At 69.9% G+C, this 18,364-nt stretch carries 16 protein-coding genes; 12 read left to right on the top strand and 4 right to left on the bottom strand.

The features are described 5' to 3' along the window. Positions 1-63: 63 nt before the first annotated feature. The 3 genes from ACIPYT_RS13365 to ACIPYT_RS13355 all read left to right on the top strand — a co-directional run bounded on the left by ACIPYT_RS13365 (position 64) and on the right by ACIPYT_RS13355 (position 3,117). Positions 64-1,005 carry a proteasome assembly chaperone family protein gene (locus tag ACIPYT_RS13365; RefSeq protein WP_401075059.1) on the top strand — a complete coding sequence of 314 codons (942 nt, stop codon included), beginning with the start codon at positions 64-66 and terminating at the stop codon, positions 1,003-1,005. A 181-nt stretch (positions 1,006-1,186) separates the two neighbouring features. Continuing rightward, positions 1,187-2,425, top strand: coding sequence for an RNA polymerase sigma factor (locus ACIPYT_RS13360; RefSeq protein WP_401075057.1), 1,239 nt, complete (start codon positions 1,187-1,189; stop codon positions 2,423-2,425). After that, a complete protein-coding gene (locus ACIPYT_RS13355) occupies positions 2,425-3,117 on the top strand; it encodes a coenzyme F420-0:L-glutamate ligase (RefSeq protein WP_401075054.1) in 693 nt (230 codons plus the stop codon). Before ACIPYT_RS13360 ends, ACIPYT_RS13355 begins: the two co-directional genes overlap by 1 nt. Positions 3,118-3,179: 62 nt before the next feature. On the opposite strand, the gene ACIPYT_RS13350 is transcribed toward ACIPYT_RS13355, so the two are convergent. Further along, the gene (locus ACIPYT_RS13350) at positions 3,180-4,196 is read right to left on the bottom strand and encodes a sugar-transfer associated ATP-grasp domain-containing protein (RefSeq protein WP_401075051.1); all 1,017 of its coding nucleotides are present in this window, start codon (positions 4,194-4,196) and stop codon (positions 3,180-3,182) included. Positions 4,197-4,275: 79 nt separating this feature from the next. Between ACIPYT_RS13350 and ACIPYT_RS13345 the strand changes: the two genes are divergently transcribed. Next, a complete protein-coding gene (locus ACIPYT_RS13345; RefSeq protein ID WP_401075048.1) occupies positions 4,276-4,977 on the top strand; it encodes an alanine racemase in 702 nt (233 codons plus the stop codon). Next, positions 4,974-6,026 (top strand): alanine racemase, encoded by a 1,053-nt coding sequence (locus ACIPYT_RS13340; protein ID WP_401075045.1) that lies wholly within the window; start codon positions 4,974-4,976, stop codon positions 6,024-6,026. Before ACIPYT_RS13345 ends, ACIPYT_RS13340 begins: the two co-directional genes overlap by 4 nt. A gap of 51 nt (positions 6,027-6,077) precedes the next feature. Here ACIPYT_RS13340 and ACIPYT_RS13335 read toward each other — a convergent pair whose 3' ends face one another. Continuing rightward, entirely contained in the window at positions 6,078-6,296 is a 219-nt protein-coding gene (locus tag ACIPYT_RS13335) for a hypothetical protein (protein WP_050720867.1), read from the bottom strand. A gap of 181 nt (positions 6,297-6,477) precedes the next feature. On the opposite strand from ACIPYT_RS13335, the gene ACIPYT_RS13330 reads away from it, so the two are divergent. The 6 genes from ACIPYT_RS13330 to ACIPYT_RS13305 are packed head-to-tail and all read left to right on the top strand — an operon-like array spanning position 6,478 to position 13,551. Further along, complete coding sequence (locus ACIPYT_RS13330; RefSeq protein WP_401075042.1) at positions 6,478-8,601, top strand: type IIA DNA topoisomerase subunit B; 2,124 nt, start codon at positions 6,478-6,480, stop codon at positions 8,599-8,601. A gap of 2 nt (positions 8,602-8,603) precedes the next feature. Next, positions 8,604-9,593 (top strand): NAD-dependent epimerase/dehydratase family protein, encoded by a 990-nt coding sequence (locus tag ACIPYT_RS13325; protein WP_401075040.1) that lies wholly within the window; start codon positions 8,604-8,606, stop codon positions 9,591-9,593. Then, positions 9,590-10,387, top strand: coding sequence for an MBL fold metallo-hydrolase (locus tag ACIPYT_RS13320; protein WP_401075037.1), 798 nt, complete (start codon positions 9,590-9,592; stop codon positions 10,385-10,387). The genes ACIPYT_RS13325 and ACIPYT_RS13320 overlap by 4 nt, the downstream gene beginning before the upstream one ends. Beyond that, the gene (locus tag ACIPYT_RS13315; RefSeq protein WP_401075034.1) at positions 10,387-11,679 is read left to right on the top strand and encodes a F390 synthetase-related protein; all 1,293 of its coding nucleotides are present in this window, start codon (positions 10,387-10,389) and stop codon (positions 11,677-11,679) included. The genes ACIPYT_RS13320 and ACIPYT_RS13315 overlap by 1 nt, the downstream gene beginning before the upstream one ends. Next, positions 11,676-12,608: a 3-oxoacyl-ACP synthase III family protein gene (locus tag ACIPYT_RS13310; protein WP_401075031.1), complete on the top strand. Its 933-nt coding sequence runs from the start codon at positions 11,676-11,678 to the stop codon at positions 12,606-12,608. The genes ACIPYT_RS13315 and ACIPYT_RS13310 overlap by 4 nt, the downstream gene beginning before the upstream one ends. A gap of 37 nt (positions 12,609-12,645) precedes the next feature. Beyond that, complete coding sequence (locus tag ACIPYT_RS13305) at positions 12,646-13,551, top strand: arginase family protein (RefSeq protein ID WP_401075028.1); 906 nt, start codon at positions 12,646-12,648, stop codon at positions 13,549-13,551. Between the two features lie 8 nt (positions 13,552-13,559). Here the strand turns inward: ACIPYT_RS13305 and ACIPYT_RS13300 are convergent, their stop codons facing one another. Beyond that, positions 13,560-16,001: a DNA topoisomerase (ATP-hydrolyzing) subunit A gene (locus ACIPYT_RS13300; protein ID WP_401075025.1), complete on the bottom strand. Its 2,442-nt coding sequence runs from the start codon at positions 15,999-16,001 to the stop codon at positions 13,560-13,562. Positions 16,002-16,060: 59 nt separating this feature from the next. Here ACIPYT_RS13300 and ACIPYT_RS13295 point away from each other — a divergent pair, with 59 nt between their 5' ends. Then, positions 16,061-17,182: an alkaline phosphatase family protein gene (locus tag ACIPYT_RS13295; RefSeq protein ID WP_401075022.1), complete on the top strand. Its 1,122-nt coding sequence runs from the start codon at positions 16,061-16,063 to the stop codon at positions 17,180-17,182. 21 nt (positions 17,183-17,203) lie between these two features. Here the strand turns inward: ACIPYT_RS13295 and sepH are convergent, their stop codons facing one another. Then, the gene (sepH, locus tag ACIPYT_RS13290) at positions 17,204-18,250 is read right to left on the bottom strand and encodes a septation protein SepH (protein ID WP_401075019.1); all 1,047 of its coding nucleotides are present in this window, start codon (positions 18,248-18,250) and stop codon (positions 17,204-17,206) included. Between the last annotated feature and the right edge of the window lie 114 nt (positions 18,251-18,364).

The raw sequence follows: 18,364 nt of genomic DNA, 5'->3' as shown, positions 1-18,364 counted from the left end.
CGTGTTCGCTGTGAGCATGACCCGTGCCGCCCTGCTGTCCCTCCCGGCTCGTAGCATGGAGGCATGCCCTTCTCCGGAGACATCCACGAACGTGTCGCGAACGCGCCAGCGGTGCCGCGCGGGCTGCCCCTCGTCCTGCTGCTGACGGGGTTCACCGACGCGGGAAACGCGGTCTCGGGGCTCATCGAACACCTGCGCGAGACGACATCGCCGCAGCCGATCGCGATCTTCGACAACGACGTGCTGCTCGACTACCGCGCCCGGCGTCCCGTGATCGCGTTCGATCAGGACCACCTCACGGAGTTCCGGCCTGCACGCCTCGAGCTCTCTCTCGCGACCGATGCGCTGGGGCAGAAGTTCTTGCTGCTCGCGGGCTACGAGCCGGACTTCGCGTGGAACGAGTTCGCTCGCACCGTGCTCGAGCTCGCCACCGAGTTCGAGGTCTCCGGGCTCAGCTGGGTGCACTCGATCGCCATGCCCGTGCCGCACACGCGTCCGATCGGCACCACGGTGAGCGGCAACCGTCGTGAGCTCACCGTCGCGCACTCCGTGTGGCGCCCCCGCACGCAGGTCCCCGCGACCGCAGGGCATCTCCTCGAGTTCCGCTTCGCCGAGCGCGGCGACCGCGTCGTCGGCTTCGTGCTCCTCGTTCCGCACTACCTCGCCGAGACCGAGAACCCGGATGCGGTGATCGCCGCCGCCGAGAGACTCATGGCCGCGACCGGCCTGGTGCTCATGCTCGACGAGGTGCAGGAGCGTCGTGAGGACTACCTCGCGCGCGTCGACGAGCAGGTGCTCGGCAACGACGAGCTCCAGCAGATGGTGCACGGGCTCGAGCGCCGTTACGACGCCTACATGGCCGGCCGAGACCCCGAAGACGATTCCTACGACGAGGGCGGTTTCAACGAGCGCGATCTGCCGAGCGCCGACGAGCTCGCCGCCGAGCTCGAGCGCTACCTGGCATCGCGCCCGACCGGCGACGAGGACAAGCCGGGCCGCGGCTGATCGACGTCAGCGCCCCGAGCCCGGCCCGAAGTTGTGCGGAATGCATCCGCACCCCTTTCCGTGTGCGATACTAGGACTCTGACCCGTTGTCAATCGATCTTTTCGGAGATCGGGCTTGACAAGGGTCTTACTAGTGTCCGAAATGTCCCGAGGCCGCCCGCGGCCCCGTGAAAGGCGAAACGTGACTCCTGCCACGACGAAGAAAACCCGGACGAAGAAGACCGACGAGACTGCCGAGGTCGACACCGCGGCGGAGGAGAAGGTCGAGAAGCCCGCGCCCAAGACCGCCGCGCAGCGTGCCGCGGCCAAGCGTGCCCCTGCCAAGAAGAAGAAGTCGGACGACATCGTCGAAGAAGACGACGCTCCCGCTGCTGCCGCCGAGGAGGCGGACGAGGACGAGGACGACAAGAAGCCGGCGTTCACCGAGCCGCTGCCCACGGGCGCGATCGTCATCTCGTCGAACGACGACGAGGATGTGCCGGTCTACTCCACCCAGATCACGGGTGCGACGGCCGACCCGGTCAAGGACTACCTCAAGCAGATCGGAAAGGTCGCGCTGCTGAACGCGGCCGAAGAGGTCGAGCTCGCCATGCGGATCGAGGCGGGTCTGTTCGCCGAGGAGAAGCTGTCGTCGATGTCGGCCGCCGAGAAGGCCGGCCAGCTCGGTCTCGACCTGCAGTGGGTCGCCCGCGATGGACAGCGCGCGAAGAGCCACCTGCTCGGCGCCAACCTGCGACTCGTCGTCTCGCTCGCCAAGCGCTACACGGGTCGAGGCATGCAGTTCCTCGACCTGATCCAGGAGGGCAACCTCGGTCTCATCCGTGCGGTCGAGAAGTTCGACTACACCAAGGGCTTCAAGTTCTCGACCTATGCCACCTGGTGGATCCGTCAGGCGATCACCCGAGCCATGGCCGACCAGGCCCGCACCATCCGCATCCCGGTGCACATGGTCGAGGTCATCAACAAGCTCGCGCGTGTCCAGCGGCAGATGCTGCAGGACCTGGGCCGTGAGCCCACGCCCGAAGAACTGAGCCGCGAGCTCGACATGACCCCCGAGAAGGTCGTGGAGGTGCAGAAGTACGGTCGCGAGCCCATTTCGCTGCACACCCCGCTCGGCGAGGACGGCGACAGCGAGTTCGGCGACCTGATCGAGGACACCGAGGCCGTCGTCCCGGCGGACGCGGTCGGCTTCACGATGCTGCAGCGCCAGCTCGAGCAGCTGCTCGACTCGCTGTCGGAGCGCGAGGCCGGCGTGATCCGGATGCGCTTCGGCCTCGGCGACGGCCAGCCCAAGACGCTCGACCAGATCGGCGACACGTTCGGCGTGACCCGTGAGCGGATCCGTCAGATCGAGTCGAAGACCATGGCGAAGCTGCGCCACCCGAGCCGCTCGCAGTCGCTGCGGGACTACCTCGAGTGATGCAGGCGAACGACGGCAAGGCGCTCGAGGCGAAGGTCGATGGGACGAGCTACGCGCGCATCCCGCTCAAGACGCGCGTCGTGATGCCGAACGACGACCTCGACTCCGTCATCACGGAGTATGCGAAGGATGCCGTGCAGCCGGGCGACCTGCTGTTCGTGACCGAGAAGATCGTCGCGATCACGCAGGGGCGCTCGTACCGTCTCGACGAGATCACGCCGCGTCCGCTCGCGCGCTTCCTCTCCCGCTACGTCGTGCGCACCTCGTACGGCATCGGTCTCGGCATGCCGGAGACCATGGAGATGGCGCTGCGCGAGTGCGGCACGCTGCGGATCCTGTTCGCTGCCGGTGTCTCGGTGATCACGAAGGCGTTCGGACGCCGCGGCGACTTCTACCGCATCGCGGGCGACAAGGCGCGGGCGATCGACGGTCCGACCAAGAACACGATCCCGCCGTACAACGAGGCCGTCGTCCTCGGCCCGAAGAATCCGCGTGAGGTCGCGCACCGCGTGCAGACGCTCGTGGGCTCCGATGTCGACGTCGCCGTGGTCGACATCAACGACATCGGCGGCAACATCCTCGGATCGACGCTCGACAAGGCCGGTGAGCGCCGGCTCGTGCAGATCCTCGGCGACAACCCGCTCGGTCAGGGCGGTCAGTCGACGCCGATGGGGATCGTCCGCGCGGTCTGACCCAGACACGACATACGAGAAGGCCCGGATGCCGCAGCATCCGGGCCTTCGTCGTCGCCGGGTCAGAAGCCGATCGCGGCCTGGTAGCGCGGCTTGTGGCCCGTGCGGATGCCGGTGACGCTCGGCTTGTTCTCGTAGACGCCCGCGCCCCAGTTGCCCTCGACGAGCACGGGGCCGTCGGGCGTGACGACGACATCCCAGCCGACGTACTGGACCTGCGGGACGACTCGGGCCGCCTGGTCGACGAACTCGCGGACCTGGTCCATGAGCGGCAGTTGGAAGTCGGCGATCGTGAAGCCGGAGTCGGGGTGCGTGACGTGCACGTGCCCGTGCGAGTCGTAGCCGGGGCCGATGGCGTGGCCGTCGTCGTCGAGCATGGTGTAGAAGCCGCCGAAGCTCATCTGATCGCTCACCGCGCCGCGGCCGAACTTCTGGGCGATGGCGAGGATGTGCGTCTTCTCGCCGTCGAAGAACGCGGTGACGCGCGTCGTGTTGACGGTGCCGGGGCAGACGGCGGCGAGGTCGGCGTGCTGACGGATGACCTCCTCGACGAGGACCTGCTTCTTCGACAGCAGCTCGGCGTGGAAGGCGGCCCAGTCGGTGACGTCCTTCGCGTGGTAGCGGTGCACCCCAGTGCCGGCCTGGCCGTGGGTCTCCTTGACGACGATCGTTCCCTGGCGCTCGGTGAAGGCGCGGAGCTCGTCGGCGTTGTCGGCCGTGATCAGCATCCACTCGCGCTTCAGCAGAGCGTCGAACTTCACGTTGAACTCGGCCTTGTCGTGGAACAGGTGGCGGTAGTCGGGGTGGTCGTACTGCTGCGAGATCTGGTTCGACACGGGATGCGTCATGTACGTGTCGCGCTCGGCCTTCGACAGGATCGCGAAGTCGTAGTCGATGTAGTCCTGGAAGCCGACGTTGTGCCGACCGGCCGACCACAGCATGTCGATCACGACGAGCGGCACGGGCTTGCCGTGCTGGGCCGAGGCCTCTTTCGCGCGTTCGATGACGGAGCCGACGTCGATGCGCCGAGCTCGGTCCATCAGATAGCGGACGCGGGGCGCGAGGGAAAAGCGTGACATGGATCTCCAAATTCGGGGTCTCGTCCAGTCTACGGGGGCGCCCCCGGGCATCCTGGGAGGGCGGAGCTAGGCTGGAGGGGTGTGTGAGTCGACTTCCAGTTCCCTCCCGCGCGCGCTGATCTCGCGCTCCGCTCTCGCCGCGTGCGCCGCCGCCGCGGTCGCGGGAGGCGGGCGTCTCGCTGACCTCCGTCGTGATGCCTGGGGGCACGGCCTGCTGCCTGTCGCCGAGGCCGTGGTCGCCGCCGGTGCCGAGGCCGTGCGCGTGGATTCCGCCGACGAGGCCGACCTGCTCGCACGGAACGGGATCTCGGGCGTGACCTCGGGGGAACCCGACATCGACCCGCGAGTCCTCTACGGACTCCCCGGCATCGCGGGCGGCATCGCGCCGGTGCTCCGTCTCACGGGTCGGGTGCTCTCGACCAAGCCGTTGAAGGCGGGTGACGCGGTCTCGTACGGCTACACGTTCCGCGCCTCGGCCCCCACGACGATGGCGCTCGTGACCGGGGGATACGCGCAGGGCGTCGCACGGTCGCTCGGCAATCGCGCCGACGTCGAGATCGGCGGCCGGATGAGGCCGATCGTCGGCCGTGTCGCGATGGACGTGTGCGTCGTCGATCTGCAGGATGCCGGGCGAGTCGCCGTCGGCGCCGAGGTGACGTACTTCGGCGGGCGCGGCCCCGCGGCTCACGCGCTCGCCCGGTGGAGCGAGGTGACGGGCCTCGGCGACGCCGAGCTGCTGGCGGTCGCCGCCGCGCACGCGGAGCGGGGGTGGGAGGCATGAGCCGTCCTGTACTGCGCATCCGCACCGACCGCTTCCTCGCGAACATCGCCGCCGTTCGCGAGCGCATCGCGCCGTCCGAGCTCATGCTCGTCGTGAAGGATCAGGCCTACGGGCACGGACTCGCCTGGGCTGTGGAGTCCGCGGTGCGGGCGGGGGTGTCGCGCTTCGGCTCCTATGACATCAGCAGCGGCGTCGAGATCCGGAAGATGCTCGGCGCGGATGCGCACCGGGTGCGGATCTTCGCGTGGGCGACATCGACCGACGAGGAGATCGATCAGGCGCTCTCGCACGACATCGATCTCGGCGTCGGCACCGCCGAGTACCTGGGACGCGTGCTCGACCGGGCCGAGGCGCGCGGGATCACCGCACGGATCCATCTCAAGATCGACACCGGACTGCACCGCAACGGCCTGCTCCCGACCGAGTGGCCCGACACGATCGAGCGCGTGCGCGCGGCCGAGGCGGCCGGACACGCCGCCCTGGTCGGCATCTGGAGTCATCTGGCCGAGGCGAGCGACGCCGAGGACGACGACGCGCGCGAGGTCTTCCTCACGGCAGTCTCCGTGGCTTCACAGGCGGGAGCGACTCCGGAGGCGCTGCACCTCACGGCCTCGGCGGCGTCGTGGTGGCGACCGGAGCTGCGCGGCACCGTCTCGCGCATCGGGGCGTTCTGCTACGGCATCCGCTCGGCCGACGGTCCCGACCTCGAGGGGATCCTGCCGGTGTCCGAGCTCATCGCGACGGTCGTCGATGTCGCCGGGGGCGACGCCATGATCGGCCTCGGTTCATTCGACGGTCTGCCGTCGACCCTGACGGGCGCGTCTGTGGGCACGCCTGCCGGGGCCCGCGAACTGCGGCGGGTGGGGGAGACCTCGACGCTCGTCGCGGGCTGGCCCGGAATGGCGGTCGGCGATCAGGTGCACGTGTTCGGCGCGGGAGACCGCGGCGAGAGTTCTGCAACGACGCTCGCGGAGCGCATCGACACCGTAGGCGAGGAGATCCTCACCCGGCTCACGCCGTTCGTGCGACGCGAGATCGTCGGCGAGTGATCGGGAGCGGATATGGAAGGAGCCCGTCGGTGGGACGGGCTCCGGAGCTGATCAGACCGCGTCGATCAGGCGAGCGGTCTCGTCGTGCCAGCTCGTGGCGATGCTGCGCAGCTTCTCTTCGTACTTGCGGCCGTGGTGGGCGCAGAAGAGCAGCTCGGAGCCGTTGACCTCGGCCGCGATGTACGCCTGAGCGCCGCACGAATCGCATCGATCCATGGCGGTCAGGCGGAACTCGACGGCGGAGGTCTCACGTTCGGTCGTTGCGTTCATCTCGGTGCCTCCTATGGTGTCGGGTTCGCTGCTGGGCGTGTTCAATACAACCACGCCCCACCTGTACGCATGCCCGGTTGACGGCGTGTTTCGCTCAGCGCGTACGCGCGGGCCACGGGCTCGGCAGTCATGGGGAGTGTCGGCGGTCTCCGGAAGCTCGCCGAGAATACAATCGGAGATTGTGACCGCCGAGTATTCCGCCCATCATCTCCAGGTGCTCGAAGGCCTCGAGGCCGTCCGCAAGCGCCCTGGCATGTACATCGGGTCCAACGGATCCCCGGGGCTCATGCACTGCCTGTGGGAGATCATCGACAACGCCGTGGACGAGGCCGTCGCCGGCAACGGGTCGAAGATCGACGTGATCCTGCACGACGACGGCAGCGTCGAGGTGCACGACCGCGGTCGCGGCATCCCCGTCGACGTCGAGCCTCGCACGGGTCTCACCGGCGTCGAGGTGGTCTACACCAAACTGCACGCCGGCGGGAAGTTCGGTGGCGGCTCGTACGCGGCATCCGGCGGTCTGCACGGCGTCGGCGCATCGGTGGTCAACGCTCTGTCGGAGCGACTCGACGTCGAGGTCGACCGCGGCGGCAAGACCTACGCGATGTCGTTCCATCGCGGCGAGCCGGGGACGTTCGCGGACACGGGCGAGAAGCGGCCGGACGCACCGTTCACGCCGTTCGAGCAGAAGAGCGAACTGCGCGTGATCGGCAAGGCGCCCCGGGGCGTGACCGGCACCCGGGTGCGCTATTGGGCCGACCGTCAGATCTTCACGAAGGACGCCGCGTTCCAGCTCGGAGAGCTCGAGACGCGGGCGCGTCAGACCGCGTTCCTCGTCCCCGGGCTCGAGATCGTCGTGCGCGACGGTCGTGCTGCACCGGCGCCCGTGGAGACCGAGGGTGAAGTCGCCATCGCGCCGTCGGTGAACGAGACCTCGTACCTGTACGAAGGCGGCATCTCGGAGTTCGTGGAGTACCTCGCGACCGACGCCCCGGTGACCGACACCTGGCGTATCCAGGGCGAGGGCACCTTCAAGGAGACCGTCCCCGTGCTGCAGGCGGACGGCCACATGGTGGCCACTGAGGTCGAGCGCGTGTGCGCCGTCGACATCGCGATGCGCTGGGGCACGGGCTACGACACGATCAGCCGCTCGTTCGTCAACATCATCTCGACGCCCAAGGGCGGTACGCATCAGCAGGGCTTCGAGCAGGAGCTGCTGAAGGTGCTGCGTGCACAGGTCGAGCAGAACGCGCGGCGGCTCAAGGTCGGGGCGAACGACAAGCTCGAGAAGGACGACGTGCTCGCAGGGCTCACCGCCGTCCTCACGGTCAACGTCCCCGAACCGCAGTTCGAAGGGCAGACCAAGGAGGTGCTCGGCACCCCGGCCGTGCGCCAGATCGTCGCACAGGTGATCCGCAAGGATCTCGCGGAGCGCTTCTCGTCGACCAAGCGCGACGACAAGAGCCAGGCGACGCAGCTCCTCGACAAGATCGTCTCGGAGATGAAGGCGCGGGTCTCGGCGCGTGCCCACAAGGAGACGCAGCGGCGCAAGAACGCGCTCGAATCGTCGACGCTGCCCACCAAGCTGGTCGACTGCCGCACGAACGAGGTCGAGCGCAGCGAGCTGTTCATCGTCGAGGGCGACTCCGCCCTCGGCACGGCGAAGAACGCCCGCAACAGCGAGTTCCAGGCACTGCTGCCGATCCGCGGCAAGATCCTCAACGTGCAGAAGGCGTCTGTGGGCGACATGCTCTCGAACACCGAGTGCGCATCGATCATCCAGGTGATCGGCGCCGGCTCCGGGCGCAGCTTCGACATCGACGCGGCGCGCTACGGCAAGATCATCCTGATGAGCGACGCCGACGTCGACGGCGCCCACATCCGCACGCTGCTGCTGACGCTCTTCTACCGCTACATGCGGCCGCTCATCGAGCACGGTCGTGTGTTCGCCGCGGTCCCGCCCCTGCACCGTGTGATCGTGATGAACCCGGGCTCCAAGCCCAACGAGACGATCTACACGTACAGCGAGCAGGAGATGCATGCCCTGCTCGCCAAGCTGCGCAAGGCCGGCAAGAGATGGCACGAGCCGATCCAGCGGTACAAGGGCCTCGGCGAGATGGACGCCGAGCAGCTCGCCTCCACGACCATGGAGCGCGGCGGGCGTCTGCTGCGCCGCGTGCAGATGGAGGACGCCGAGGCGGCCGGCCGGGTGTTCGAGCTCCTGATGGGCAACGAGGTCGCACCCCGGCGCGAGTTCATCATCGATTCGGCCGATCGGCTGTCGCGCGAGTCGATCGACGCGTAGTCATGTCTGCGGCCCGGGTGCTGGTGACGGGGGCGACCGGGTTCCTCGGCGGTCACGTCGTGAGCGAACTCCGTGCCCACGGCCACGAGGTGTTCGCCGCGGGACGTCGCGCCGACGCGCTCAGCGCGGTCGCGGATGCCGAGCATCGTCTGCCCGGAGACCTGGCGTCGCTGCGGAGCGTAGACCTCGAGGTCGATGCCGTGATCCACTGTGCGGCGCTCTCGACGCCGTGGGGTCCGTGGCGGGACTTCAGGACCGCGAACGTCGACGGCACCGCGCACGTCGTGGAGTTCGCGCGTCGCAACCGCGTCCGACGCATCGTGCACGTCTCCTCTCCGAGCGTCTACGCCGCGCCGCGCGATCACGAGGGGATCCGCGAGGACGAGGTCGATCCGCGGAATCGGCTCAACGGCTACATCCGCTCCAAGATCGCGGCCGAAGAACTCCTGCACGCGGCCCAGCGCGCCGGTGACGTGGAGGAGATGGTGATCCTGCGCCCCCGGGGTCTGATCGGTGCCGGAGACCCGAGTCTCGTGCCGCGGCTCCTCGACGTGCACGCTCGCGTCGGCGTCCCGATCTTCGACGGCGGGCGCAACCTGATCGATGTGACCGCGGTGCAGAACGCCGCGAGAGCGCTCCGCCTCGCCCTGACCCACGGCGATGCGCGTGGAGGGGTCTACAACATCACGAACGACGACCCCCGCCCGTTCCGCGACGTGCTGGTGCAGTTGTTGGATCTCCTCGGCGAGACGCCACGCCTTCGCTCCGTGAACCGGCGCGCGGCGTGGGCGGTCGCCGCGATCCTGGAGGGCGTCCACGGTGTGCTCCCGGGTCGGCCGGAGCCGCCCTTCACGAGGTACACACTCAGCACGATCGCGTTCTCGCAGACGCTCGACATCACCCGGGCCAAGCGCGACCTGGGCTACCGTCCGGCCGTCGCGCTCGACGACGCACTCGCCGCGACGGCCGCCGAACTGCGGAGCGCCTCGTGACCGGGCGGCTGCGTCACTACGTGTGCGGGAGCACGACGCACGACGTCGGCGCGATGTTCCGCGGCGAGCCCCGGGGCGTGCGGTCGTTCCCGTCGGGCGTCTTCCTGTACGACGGCGACGACGGGCGACGCGTGCTGTTCGACACGGGGTACGCGACCGGCGCGTGGCGCACGGGGTGGCGGGGGGCCGTGTACCGGCGTCTCCTGCCGCCGATCGTGGATGATGCGGACGATGTCGCCGCGCGGCTCCGTGACGACGGCGTGGATCCGGCGACGGTGACCCACGTGGTGCTCTCGCACCTGCATCCCGATCACGTCGGCGGCGTCCGCCGGTTCCCGACGGCGACGTTCGTGCTCACTCAGGGGATGCTGCGCACGCTCGCAGCGCCGAGCCTGCGCAGCGCCGTGCTGCCCGGACTGCTGCCCGAGTGGTTCCCGCGGGCGCGTCGTCGCGAGCTCGGCGACGACGAGTTCCTCGACCGTGAGGTGGGCGGCATCCACGTCTCCGCCGTCGATCTCTTCGACGACGGCTCGTACCTGGTCGTGGCGCTCCCCGGCCACGCCGACGGCCATGTCGGAGCGCTCGTCGACGGGCGCGTCCTGCTCGCAGGAGACGCCGCCTGGGGCGCCGACCTGCTCGACGCGGTACCCCGCCTGCGGGCACTGCCGCGCGCGGTGCAGTTCGACCCGGAGGCCTACGCCACGACCGCCCGCGACCTCTGCACGATCGCCGACTCCGGCATCCGCGTGGTGTGCAGTCATGATCGTGCCGGCGCGAAGGATCTGCTGGACTGATGTCGACGATGCGCATCCTTCGGGAGTTCGCCGCCGTGCGCTGGTTGCGGCCGCTGCGATCGCGCCGTGCCGTGGAACGACGCCAGAGGCGGCTGCTCCGCGCGCACGAGAGGTTCCTTCGACGGCGCTCCCCGTACTTCGCGGCCCTGCTCGCGACGCGGTCGTTCGCGGAGCTGCCCCTGATGGACAAGACGGCCATGATGGCGCACTTCGACGAGATGAACACGGTCGATGTCCGCCGTGACGACGCGCTCGCGCTCGCGATGGCGAACGAGCGATCCCGGGATTTCGATGCGGATCTCGGGAGGCTGTCGGTCGGGCTCTCCAGCGGCACGAGCGGGCATCGCGGCCTCTTCGTCGTGAGCGCCGCCGAGCGGGACGCCTGGGTGGGTGCGGTCCTCGCGCGCACGCTGCCCCGAGGACGACTGGCCGGACACCGGATCGCCCTGTTCCTCCGGGCGGACAACACCCTGTACGAGTCGGTCGGATCGCGCGTCGTGTCGTTCCGCTACTTCGACGTCTACGCCGACATGGACGACAACATCGATGCTCTGACGGAGTACGCACCGACCATCCTCGTCGCGCCCCCGTCGGTCCTCCGTCGCATCGCGCAGGCGGCGGACGACGGGCGTTTCCAGGTCGCGCCGACCAAGGTGTACGCGGTGGCGGAGGTGCTCGAGGTCGCCGACGCGGAACGGATCCGTGTCGCTCTCGGGCAGCAGCTGCTGCACCAGTTGTACCAGTGCACGGAGGGCTTCCTCGCCCACACCTGCGAGCGCGGCGTGCTGCATCTGAACGAGGACTCCGTGCTGATCGAGCGGGAGTGGCTCGACGAGAGGCGCTTCGTGCCGATCGTCACCGACCTGCGTCGCCGCGCACAGCCGATCGTGAGATACCGTCTCGGTGACGTGCTCGGCCTGCGCTCAGAGCCGTGCGGGTGCGGGAGTGCGCTGACCGCGCTCGACCGCATCGAGGGGCGGGAGGGCGACACTCTGCTCCTCCGCGGTCGCGACGGCCGCGCCATCCCGGTGTTCGCGGACCTCGTCTCGCGCGCGATGCTGTTCGCTGAGGGGTTCGACGAGTACCGGGTGACCCAGACGGGGGAGTCGCGCCTCGAGGTCGCGCTGGACGTGGTCGACGAGCTGTCCCGCGGCAGCGTGGAGGCGGAGCTGCATCGACTCGCCGACAGGCTGTCGTGTGAGCGCCCCCGGGTGGAGATCGTGCCGTACGCTCACGACGGGTCGGTGAAGTTGCGCCGGGTGGTGCGCGCATGGGGGGACGGACGGGTATGAGGAACTGCGAGATCGCGGGCTGGGGGACATTGCTCCCCGAGCAGACAGTGCGCTTCGGGGACGAGATGCGATATCGGATCGCCGACGACGTCTCCCACCTCGACATGCTGGTGGATGCCGCGGAGCGCGCGCTCCGGCACGCGGGCGTCGCCGCGGAGGACGTCGACCTCGTGCTCGGCGCCTCGGCGGCCGGCGTGCAGCCGATCCCGTGCACTGCGGCGCTCGTGCTCGAGCGACTGACGCTCGACGGACACGCGGCCGCATTCGACGTGAACTCGACCTGCACGAGCTTCATCACCGCGGTGGACGTGGCGTCCAGGTACCTCGACGCCGGCGCGTACGAGACGATCCTGGTGGTGTCGGGCGATGTGGGCACGCGGTTCCTCGACCCCGCGCAGCGGGAAAGCTTCGAGCTGTTCAGCGACGCGGGCGCGGCGGTGGTGCTGCGCCGCTCCGCGGATCCCGACCGTGGCGTCATCGCGAGTGCGCAGCGCACGTGGCCGGCCTACGCGCACGACACCGAGATCCGCGGCGGTCTGTCCCGGTCTCCGGCGCAGTCGTACGCCGACTCCGATCCCGCCGACTACCTCTTCGACATGGACGGTCGCCGCGCGCTGCTCGGGATGATGCGGGTGCTGCCGGAGTTCTTCGCCGCATTCCACGAGTCGTCAGGCGTGTCGCCCGACGACGTTGCACTGTGGGTTCCGCATCAGGCGTCGGCCGCCCTCGGACCGATGCTCGACCGCTTGGGCGTACCGGCCGATCGGCGGATCGATGAGGTGCGCGCCTTCGGCAACATGGTCTCCGCGTCCGTGCCGTTCATGCTCGCCCGAGCACTCGACGCCGGGCGCGTGGGGCGAGGAGACACCGTCATCCTGTGCGGGACCGCCGCGGGTCTCACCGCGAACGTCCTCGCCCTCCGTCTGTGATGCACGGGCGCGGGAGGGGCGCTGCGAGGATGGGGCGATGATCGCCATCGTCTCCGCCCCGACGAACCTCGGGCTGCGGCCACCGACGCCAGGCTCCGTGCCCGGCACGGCCAAGGCGCCGGAGGCGCTCCGTGAGGCCGGGCTCCACGCCGTGCTGATGTCGCAGGGCGCGCGGGATGCGGGTGTGGTGCTACCTGGCCGATATGTGGACGACCCGTCGCGCGACCCGCTGACCCTGCGCAATCAGCTCGCCATCGTCGAACACGCGCAACGGCTCGCCGCGCGTCTCGTCGACATCCGCCGCCGGGGCGATGCGCCCCTCGTCCTCGGCGGGGACTGCAGCCTGATCGTCGCGGCGGGCCTCGCCTCGCAGGTCACCGGACGCGGTGGCCTCGTGCACGTCGACGGGCACACCGACTCCCGGCATCCGGGCAACAGCTCCGCCATCGGCGCCCTCGCGGGAGAGGATCTCGCTGCGGCGATCGGCCGGCATCTCCCGGAGATCGCGGACATCGACGGCTTCGGACCCTACTTCGACGCCGATGCCACGGCGCACATCGGATGCCGTCGCGACGACGAGCACCTCGACGAGGTGTCCGAGACGCTCGCGCTCACGATCCCGGCCGACCGCATCGTGGTGCACGGCGCGGTGCGTGCTGCGGCCGACGTCCTCGCGACGCCGCGTCTGGACCGCGGGTTCTGGCTCCAGGTCGACGTCGACGTCCTCGATCCGGCGCACATGCCCGCGGTCGACAGCCCGGACGCGGGCGGGCTCTCACCCGAGGAGCTCACGCGTCTGTTGGAGGGGCTCGCACCGCGTGCCTGGGGAGCATCCGTCACGGTCTTCGACCCCGATCTCGACCCGACGGGTGCGCACGCGCTCACGGTGGCCGAGATCGTCGCCACCGGCATGCGCGACCTCGGTCGCGACGTCAACGCCTGACGACAGGTTCAGACCAGGGTCCGCCCGATGCTGCCGATCACTCCCTCGACGGGCTGACCTGAGGCATCGCGACGCGCACCCGGTTCGGGGAGCTTGCGCACCGCGCCCGTCGGATCGACGGCCTGTGCGGGGGACGCGCCGACCCAGGCGACCGTGAGCCGATCCTCACCCTTCAGGAACGCATGCGCGCGTACGCCGCCGGTCGCGCGGCCCTTGCCCGGGTACTCGGTGAACGACGAGACCTTGGCGCGGCCCGGATCGGTGCCGGGGAGCATGCTCTCGGCACCGGAGACGGTGGCGACGACGGCATCCGTTCCAGGCGCCACGGCGCCGAAGAACAGCACGGAGGCGCCGGCGCCCAGCTTGATGCCGGCCATGCCGCCGGCAGCCGCTCCCTGCGGACGCACCGACGATGCCGAGAACCGCAGCAGTTGCGCGTCGGTGGTGAGGAAGACGAGCTCGGCGTCGTCGGCGGCCTCGGCGACGCCGACGATCGCGTCACCGGGCTTCATGCCGATCACCTCGATGTCGGGACGCACGGGGAGCGCGGACGGGACGAAGCGCTTCACGGTGCCCTGCGCGGTGCCGAGGGCGATCGGCACGTCGCTGTCGAAGCGCACGAAGCCGAGGACGCGCTCGCCCTTGGTCGTGACGCCGAGGTAGTCGCGCAGCGGGGTCCCGGCCGCGAGCTGCACCGACGAGCCGGGCACCGAGGGAAGGTCGACGGGGGAGAAGCGCAGCACACGCCCCTCCGACGTCACGGCGCCGATCTCCGCGCGGACCGTGGTCTCGATCGTGGCCAGGATCGCGTCGTGCTTGCTGCGGCGCGCGGGCGCGGTGAGCTCCTGTCCCTCGGCGAGATCGACGCGCACGGCGCGACCGGTGGTCGAGAGCGCGAGCAGCGTCGGCGCGTCCGCGATCTGCAGATCGACTGCGCCCTTGGTCGCGCGCGGTTTCGGCGGCGCGGCGTTCATGAGCAGCGTGCGGCGCGGCGTGCCGTACAGGTCGGCCGCGGCATCCAGCTCCTTCGCGACGGCCGCACGCAGCAGGGCATCGCTCGCGAGCAGTTCCCGGAGGGCCGCGATCTCGGCCTGCAGAGCATCGCGCTCGGTCTCGAGCTCGATGCGGGAGAACCTGGTGAGCCGGCGCAGCCGGAGCTCGAGGATGTACTCGGCCTGCGGCTCGCTGAGGTCGAACACCGTGCGCAGGCGCGTGCGGGCCTGCTCCGAGTCGTCGGACGACCGGATGACCTGGATGACCTCGTCGATGTCGAGGATCGCGATGAGGAGGCCTTCGACCAGGTGCAGACGCTCCTCGCGGCGGGCGAGACGGAAACGGCTGCGTCGGGTGATGACCTCGATCCGGTGGCCCACGTACACGCTGAGCATCTCGCGCAGGCCCAGCGTGCGCGGCTGCCCCTCGACGAGGGCGACGTTGTTGATGCTGAACGAGTCCTCGAGCGGCGTGAGGCGGTAGAGCTGCTCCAGCACGGCGTTCGGGTCGAAGCCGGTCTTGATGCCGATCGCGACGCGCAGCCCGTGGTTGCGGTCGGTGAGATCGGTGACGTCGCTGATGCCCTGCAGCTTCTTCGACTGCACGGCGTCACGGATCTTCTCGATCAGCCGCTCGGGGCCGACCATGTACGGCAGCTCCGACACGATGATGCCGGTGCGGCGCGGCCCGAGCGGCTCGACCGAGACCTTGCCGCGCACCTTGAGCGCGCCGCGTCCGTTCGCGTACGCGTCCTTGACGCCGTCGAGCCCCATCAGGATGCCGCCCGAGGGGAAGTCGGGGCCGGGCACGAACTCCATGAGGTCTTCGGTCGTCGCGTCCGGGTTCTCGAGCAGGTGCGTCGCAGCGGCGACGACCTCGATGAGGTTGTGCGGCGCCATGTTGGTCGCCATGCCGACCGCGATGCCGGAGGCGCCGTTGACGAGGAGGTTCGGGAATGCCGCGGGGAGCACGGCGGGCTGCTGGAACTGACCGTCGTAGTTGGGGATGAAGTCGACGACGTCTTCATCGAGGTTCTCGGTGAGCGCCGTGGCCGGCGCCGCGAGCCGGGCCTCGGTGTACCGGGCGGCGGCGGGGCCGTCGTCGAGCGATCCGAAGTTGCCGTGCCCGTCGACCAGCGGGACGCGCAGCGCCCATTCCTGGGCGAGGCGCACGAGGGCGTCGTAGATCGCGGAGTCTCCGTGCGGGTGGAGCTTTCCCATCACCTCGCCGACGACCCGGGCGCTCTTGACGTGTCCGCGGTCGGGGCGCAGCCCCATCTCGGCCATCTGGAAGAGGATGCGGCGCTGCACGGGCTTGAGGCCGTCGCGGGCATCGGGGAGGGCGCGCGAGTAGATGACGGAGTAGGCGTACTCGAGGAACGAGCCCTGCATCTCGCTCTCGAGGTCGATGTCCTGGATTCTCTCCGGGGCGAGCTCGGGCGGCGGGGTCTTCGGCATGGGCATCCTGGATGGTGCGAGGCAGAGGGGGTACCGACGCCTGTGACAGACTGGCTCGGATGTCCCTCATGCTACCGTCCGAGTCGTCCGCAGCCCGGAGCGTCGTCGGGGTGGCGGACGACCTGTTCTCGGCGCTGCGCGGGGGAGAGGGCGCGCTCCCACCCGCGGAATCGGTCGTGCTCGTGCTCGTCGACGGGCTCGGCGCGATCGCGCTGCGCGCGCACGCGGGTCACGCCAGGGCGCTCACCGCCGGCATGGCGAAGAAGGACGTCGCGCACTCGGTCTTCCCTTCGACGACGGCGGCCGCGCTCACGAGCCTGCTCACCGGCGTCTGGCCGGGGGAGCACGGGCTGGTCGGGTACCGGGTGCTGGACAGCACTCGCGATGTGCTCGTGAACCAGCTCACGGGATGGGAGTCGGAGGGGCTCGATCCCCTCACGTGGCAGCCCGCGCCCACGCTGTTCGAACGTGCCCGAGCCGAGGGGCGCCCCGCGTTCGCCGTCGGTGTCGCGGCCTACGCCGGCAGCGGGTTCACACGGGCCACCCTGCGCGGCGCGCAGTTCGTGTCGGCGCAGACGCCGGCCGCGCGCGTGGAAGCCGCGTACGAGCTCGCCGAACGTCATCCGGGCGCCGTGGTGTACTGCTATCTCCCCGAGGTCGACAAAGCCGGTCACAAGCACGGCATGGACTCGCCGCAGTGGATCGCCGCTCTCGAAGAGGTCGATGCCGCTCTCTCCGTGCGCGTGCCGCCGGGAGTGGGCGTGCTCGTCACCTCCGACCACGGCATGCTCGACGTCCCCGCGCATCGTCAGGTCGTGCTCGACGACACGCATCTCGCGGACGTCCGGCACATCGGCGGCGAGCCGCGCATGCTGCACGTCTACGTCGAACCGGACGCGGATGCCGATCGCGTCGCGCTCCGGTGGCGCAGCGACCTCGACGGGCTGGCCGATGTGGCGACGCGCGCCGAGGCGATCGGTGCGGGTCTCTTCGGCCCCGTCGTGACAGATGCTGCGGCATCCCGGATCGGCGACCTGCTGGTCGTCGCACGGGGGAGCGGCGCGGTCTACAACGGCACGGCCGCGGATCAGCGCGGACGCGGCATGATCGGCCAGCACGGGGGGCTCACGCCGGAGGAACGTCAGGTGCCGTACATCCGGTTCGGCGCGTTCCGGCGCTGACGCCTCGGCGCCGAGGGCGCGTCACTCGTCGGTTCGTGCTCCGAAGACGATCTCGTCCCACGAGGGCATGGCGTTGCGTCGCCGTCGTCGTCCGCCGCCGTCGTTCGCCGGCTCGGGAGAGGTCGGCTCATCGGGCTCGTCCTGCTCCGGCTCCTGCGTGTCGAACGCGTCGAACAGCGCGATCGGATCGTTGTCGTCATCGTCGTCGGCCGCGTCCTCGAGGAGCGGCGCCGTCTCGCGCTGTCCCCGCCGACGCCGCAGCGCTTCGAGCAGGTCGGCGGTCTCGGGACTCGTGTTCGAGGACTCGGGTGCGCGCTTGATCGCGGCGTCCTGCACGGCGGGCGCGGAGCGCTCGGGCAGCGACGGGTCGTCGATCTCCGCGTCGGGTGCAGGCGTCGGCACGAGGCGAGGGCCGAAGGCGCCGGAGTCGAAGCGACTGTCGTCCTTGTACGGCGAGGTGATGCGCTCGGATTCGACGGCGCGGAGGCGCGGGATGAGGCCCTCGGGCAGCGCGCCCTGGCGGGAGAGCTGCGTCGCATCGGCGTTCAAGGGCGAGAGTGCGCTGCGGCGCGGGTCGAAGCTCCAGCGCGCGTCGTGCTCGACCTCGTTGGCGGTGAACTCGAGCTTGATGATCCAGCCGCGGTCTTCCTTCCAGCTCGCCCAGCGCTCCTCGGAGGCCTGGACGTCGGCGAGCTTGGCGCGGATCGCCGTGCCGAAGGTGGGCTGCGCGTCGGGCTCGACCTCGCTGCCGATCAGGACGGGGACCGCGAGGGCCTGGCCGATGACGTGCTCGCGCTCGGCGAGCACCGGGCCTTCGAAACGGATGACGTCGTCGACGTCGATCCCGAGAAGCTCGGCCACCTCGGGGGCGGTGAGTCCGGCACGGATCTGCGCCTGGATGTCACGCGGACTCGCCGCCAGGCGCTGCGTCGCGGGCTCGCCCTGTCGCGTGGCCCGTCGGATCTCGCGGTGCAGCACGTCGTCGATGGGCAGCGCGAACCGCTCGCCCGACTCGGTCGCGAGCACGAGGACTCCTGCTTCTGTGCCGACGATGGTGACGTTTTCCATGCGAATGCCCCTCTGATGGGTGTGCGTTCATGGTGTCACGCGGTCGCTGCCGGAACCGGGAATACCGTGGGCGCGCCGCGAGTTTGCTCTGTCGCGACCACAGCATTTGCTTAT

Source organism: Microbacterium sp. NPDC089695, from assembly GCF_044749085.1.
GTDB lineage: Bacteria > Actinomycetota > Actinomycetes > Actinomycetales > Microbacteriaceae > Microbacterium.
Note: the sequence above shows the minus strand (reverse complement) of the source record. Positions and strands in the feature narration are given on the sequence as shown.

What these genes read in the sequence shown, in the direction of transcription:
- ACIPYT_RS13315 (WP_401075034.1), top strand. Translation starts at nt 10,387, where the DNA reads ATGTCGACGATGCGCATCCTTCGGGAGTTCGCCGCCGTGCGCTGGTTG.
- ACIPYT_RS13325 (WP_401075040.1), top strand. Translation starts at nt 8,604, where the DNA reads ATGTCTGCGGCCCGGGTGCTGGTGACGGGGGCGACCGGGTTCCTCGGC.
- ACIPYT_RS13350 (WP_401075051.1), bottom strand. Translation starts at nt 4,196, where the DNA reads ATGTCACGCTTTTCCCTCGCGCCCCGCGTCCGCTATCTGATGGACCGA.
- ACIPYT_RS13300 (WP_401075025.1), bottom strand. Translation starts at nt 16,001, where the DNA reads ATGCCGAAGACCCCGCCGCCCGAGCTCGCCCCGGAGAGAATCCAGGAC.
- ACIPYT_RS13355 (WP_401075054.1), top strand. Translation starts at nt 2,425, where the DNA reads ATGCAGGCGAACGACGGCAAGGCGCTCGAGGCGAAGGTCGATGGGACG.
- ACIPYT_RS13365 (WP_401075059.1), top strand. Translation starts at nt 64, where the DNA reads ATGCCCTTCTCCGGAGACATCCACGAACGTGTCGCGAACGCGCCAGCG.
- ACIPYT_RS13310 (WP_401075031.1), top strand. Translation starts at nt 11,676, where the DNA reads ATGAGGAACTGCGAGATCGCGGGCTGGGGGACATTGCTCCCCGAGCAG.
- ACIPYT_RS13340 (WP_401075045.1), top strand. Translation starts at nt 4,974, where the DNA reads ATGAGCCGTCCTGTACTGCGCATCCGCACCGACCGCTTCCTCGCGAAC.
- sepH (WP_401075019.1), bottom strand. Translation starts at nt 18,250, where the DNA reads ATGGAAAACGTCACCATCGTCGGCACAGAAGCAGGAGTCCTCGTGCTC.
- ACIPYT_RS13305 (WP_401075028.1), top strand. Translation starts at nt 12,646, where the DNA reads ATGATCGCCATCGTCTCCGCCCCGACGAACCTCGGGCTGCGGCCACCG.
- ACIPYT_RS13295 (WP_401075022.1), top strand. Translation starts at nt 16,061, where the DNA reads ATGTCCCTCATGCTACCGTCCGAGTCGTCCGCAGCCCGGAGCGTCGTC.
- ACIPYT_RS13335 (WP_050720867.1), bottom strand. Translation starts at nt 6,296, where the DNA reads ATGAACGCAACGACCGAACGTGAGACCTCCGCCGTCGAGTTCCGCCTG.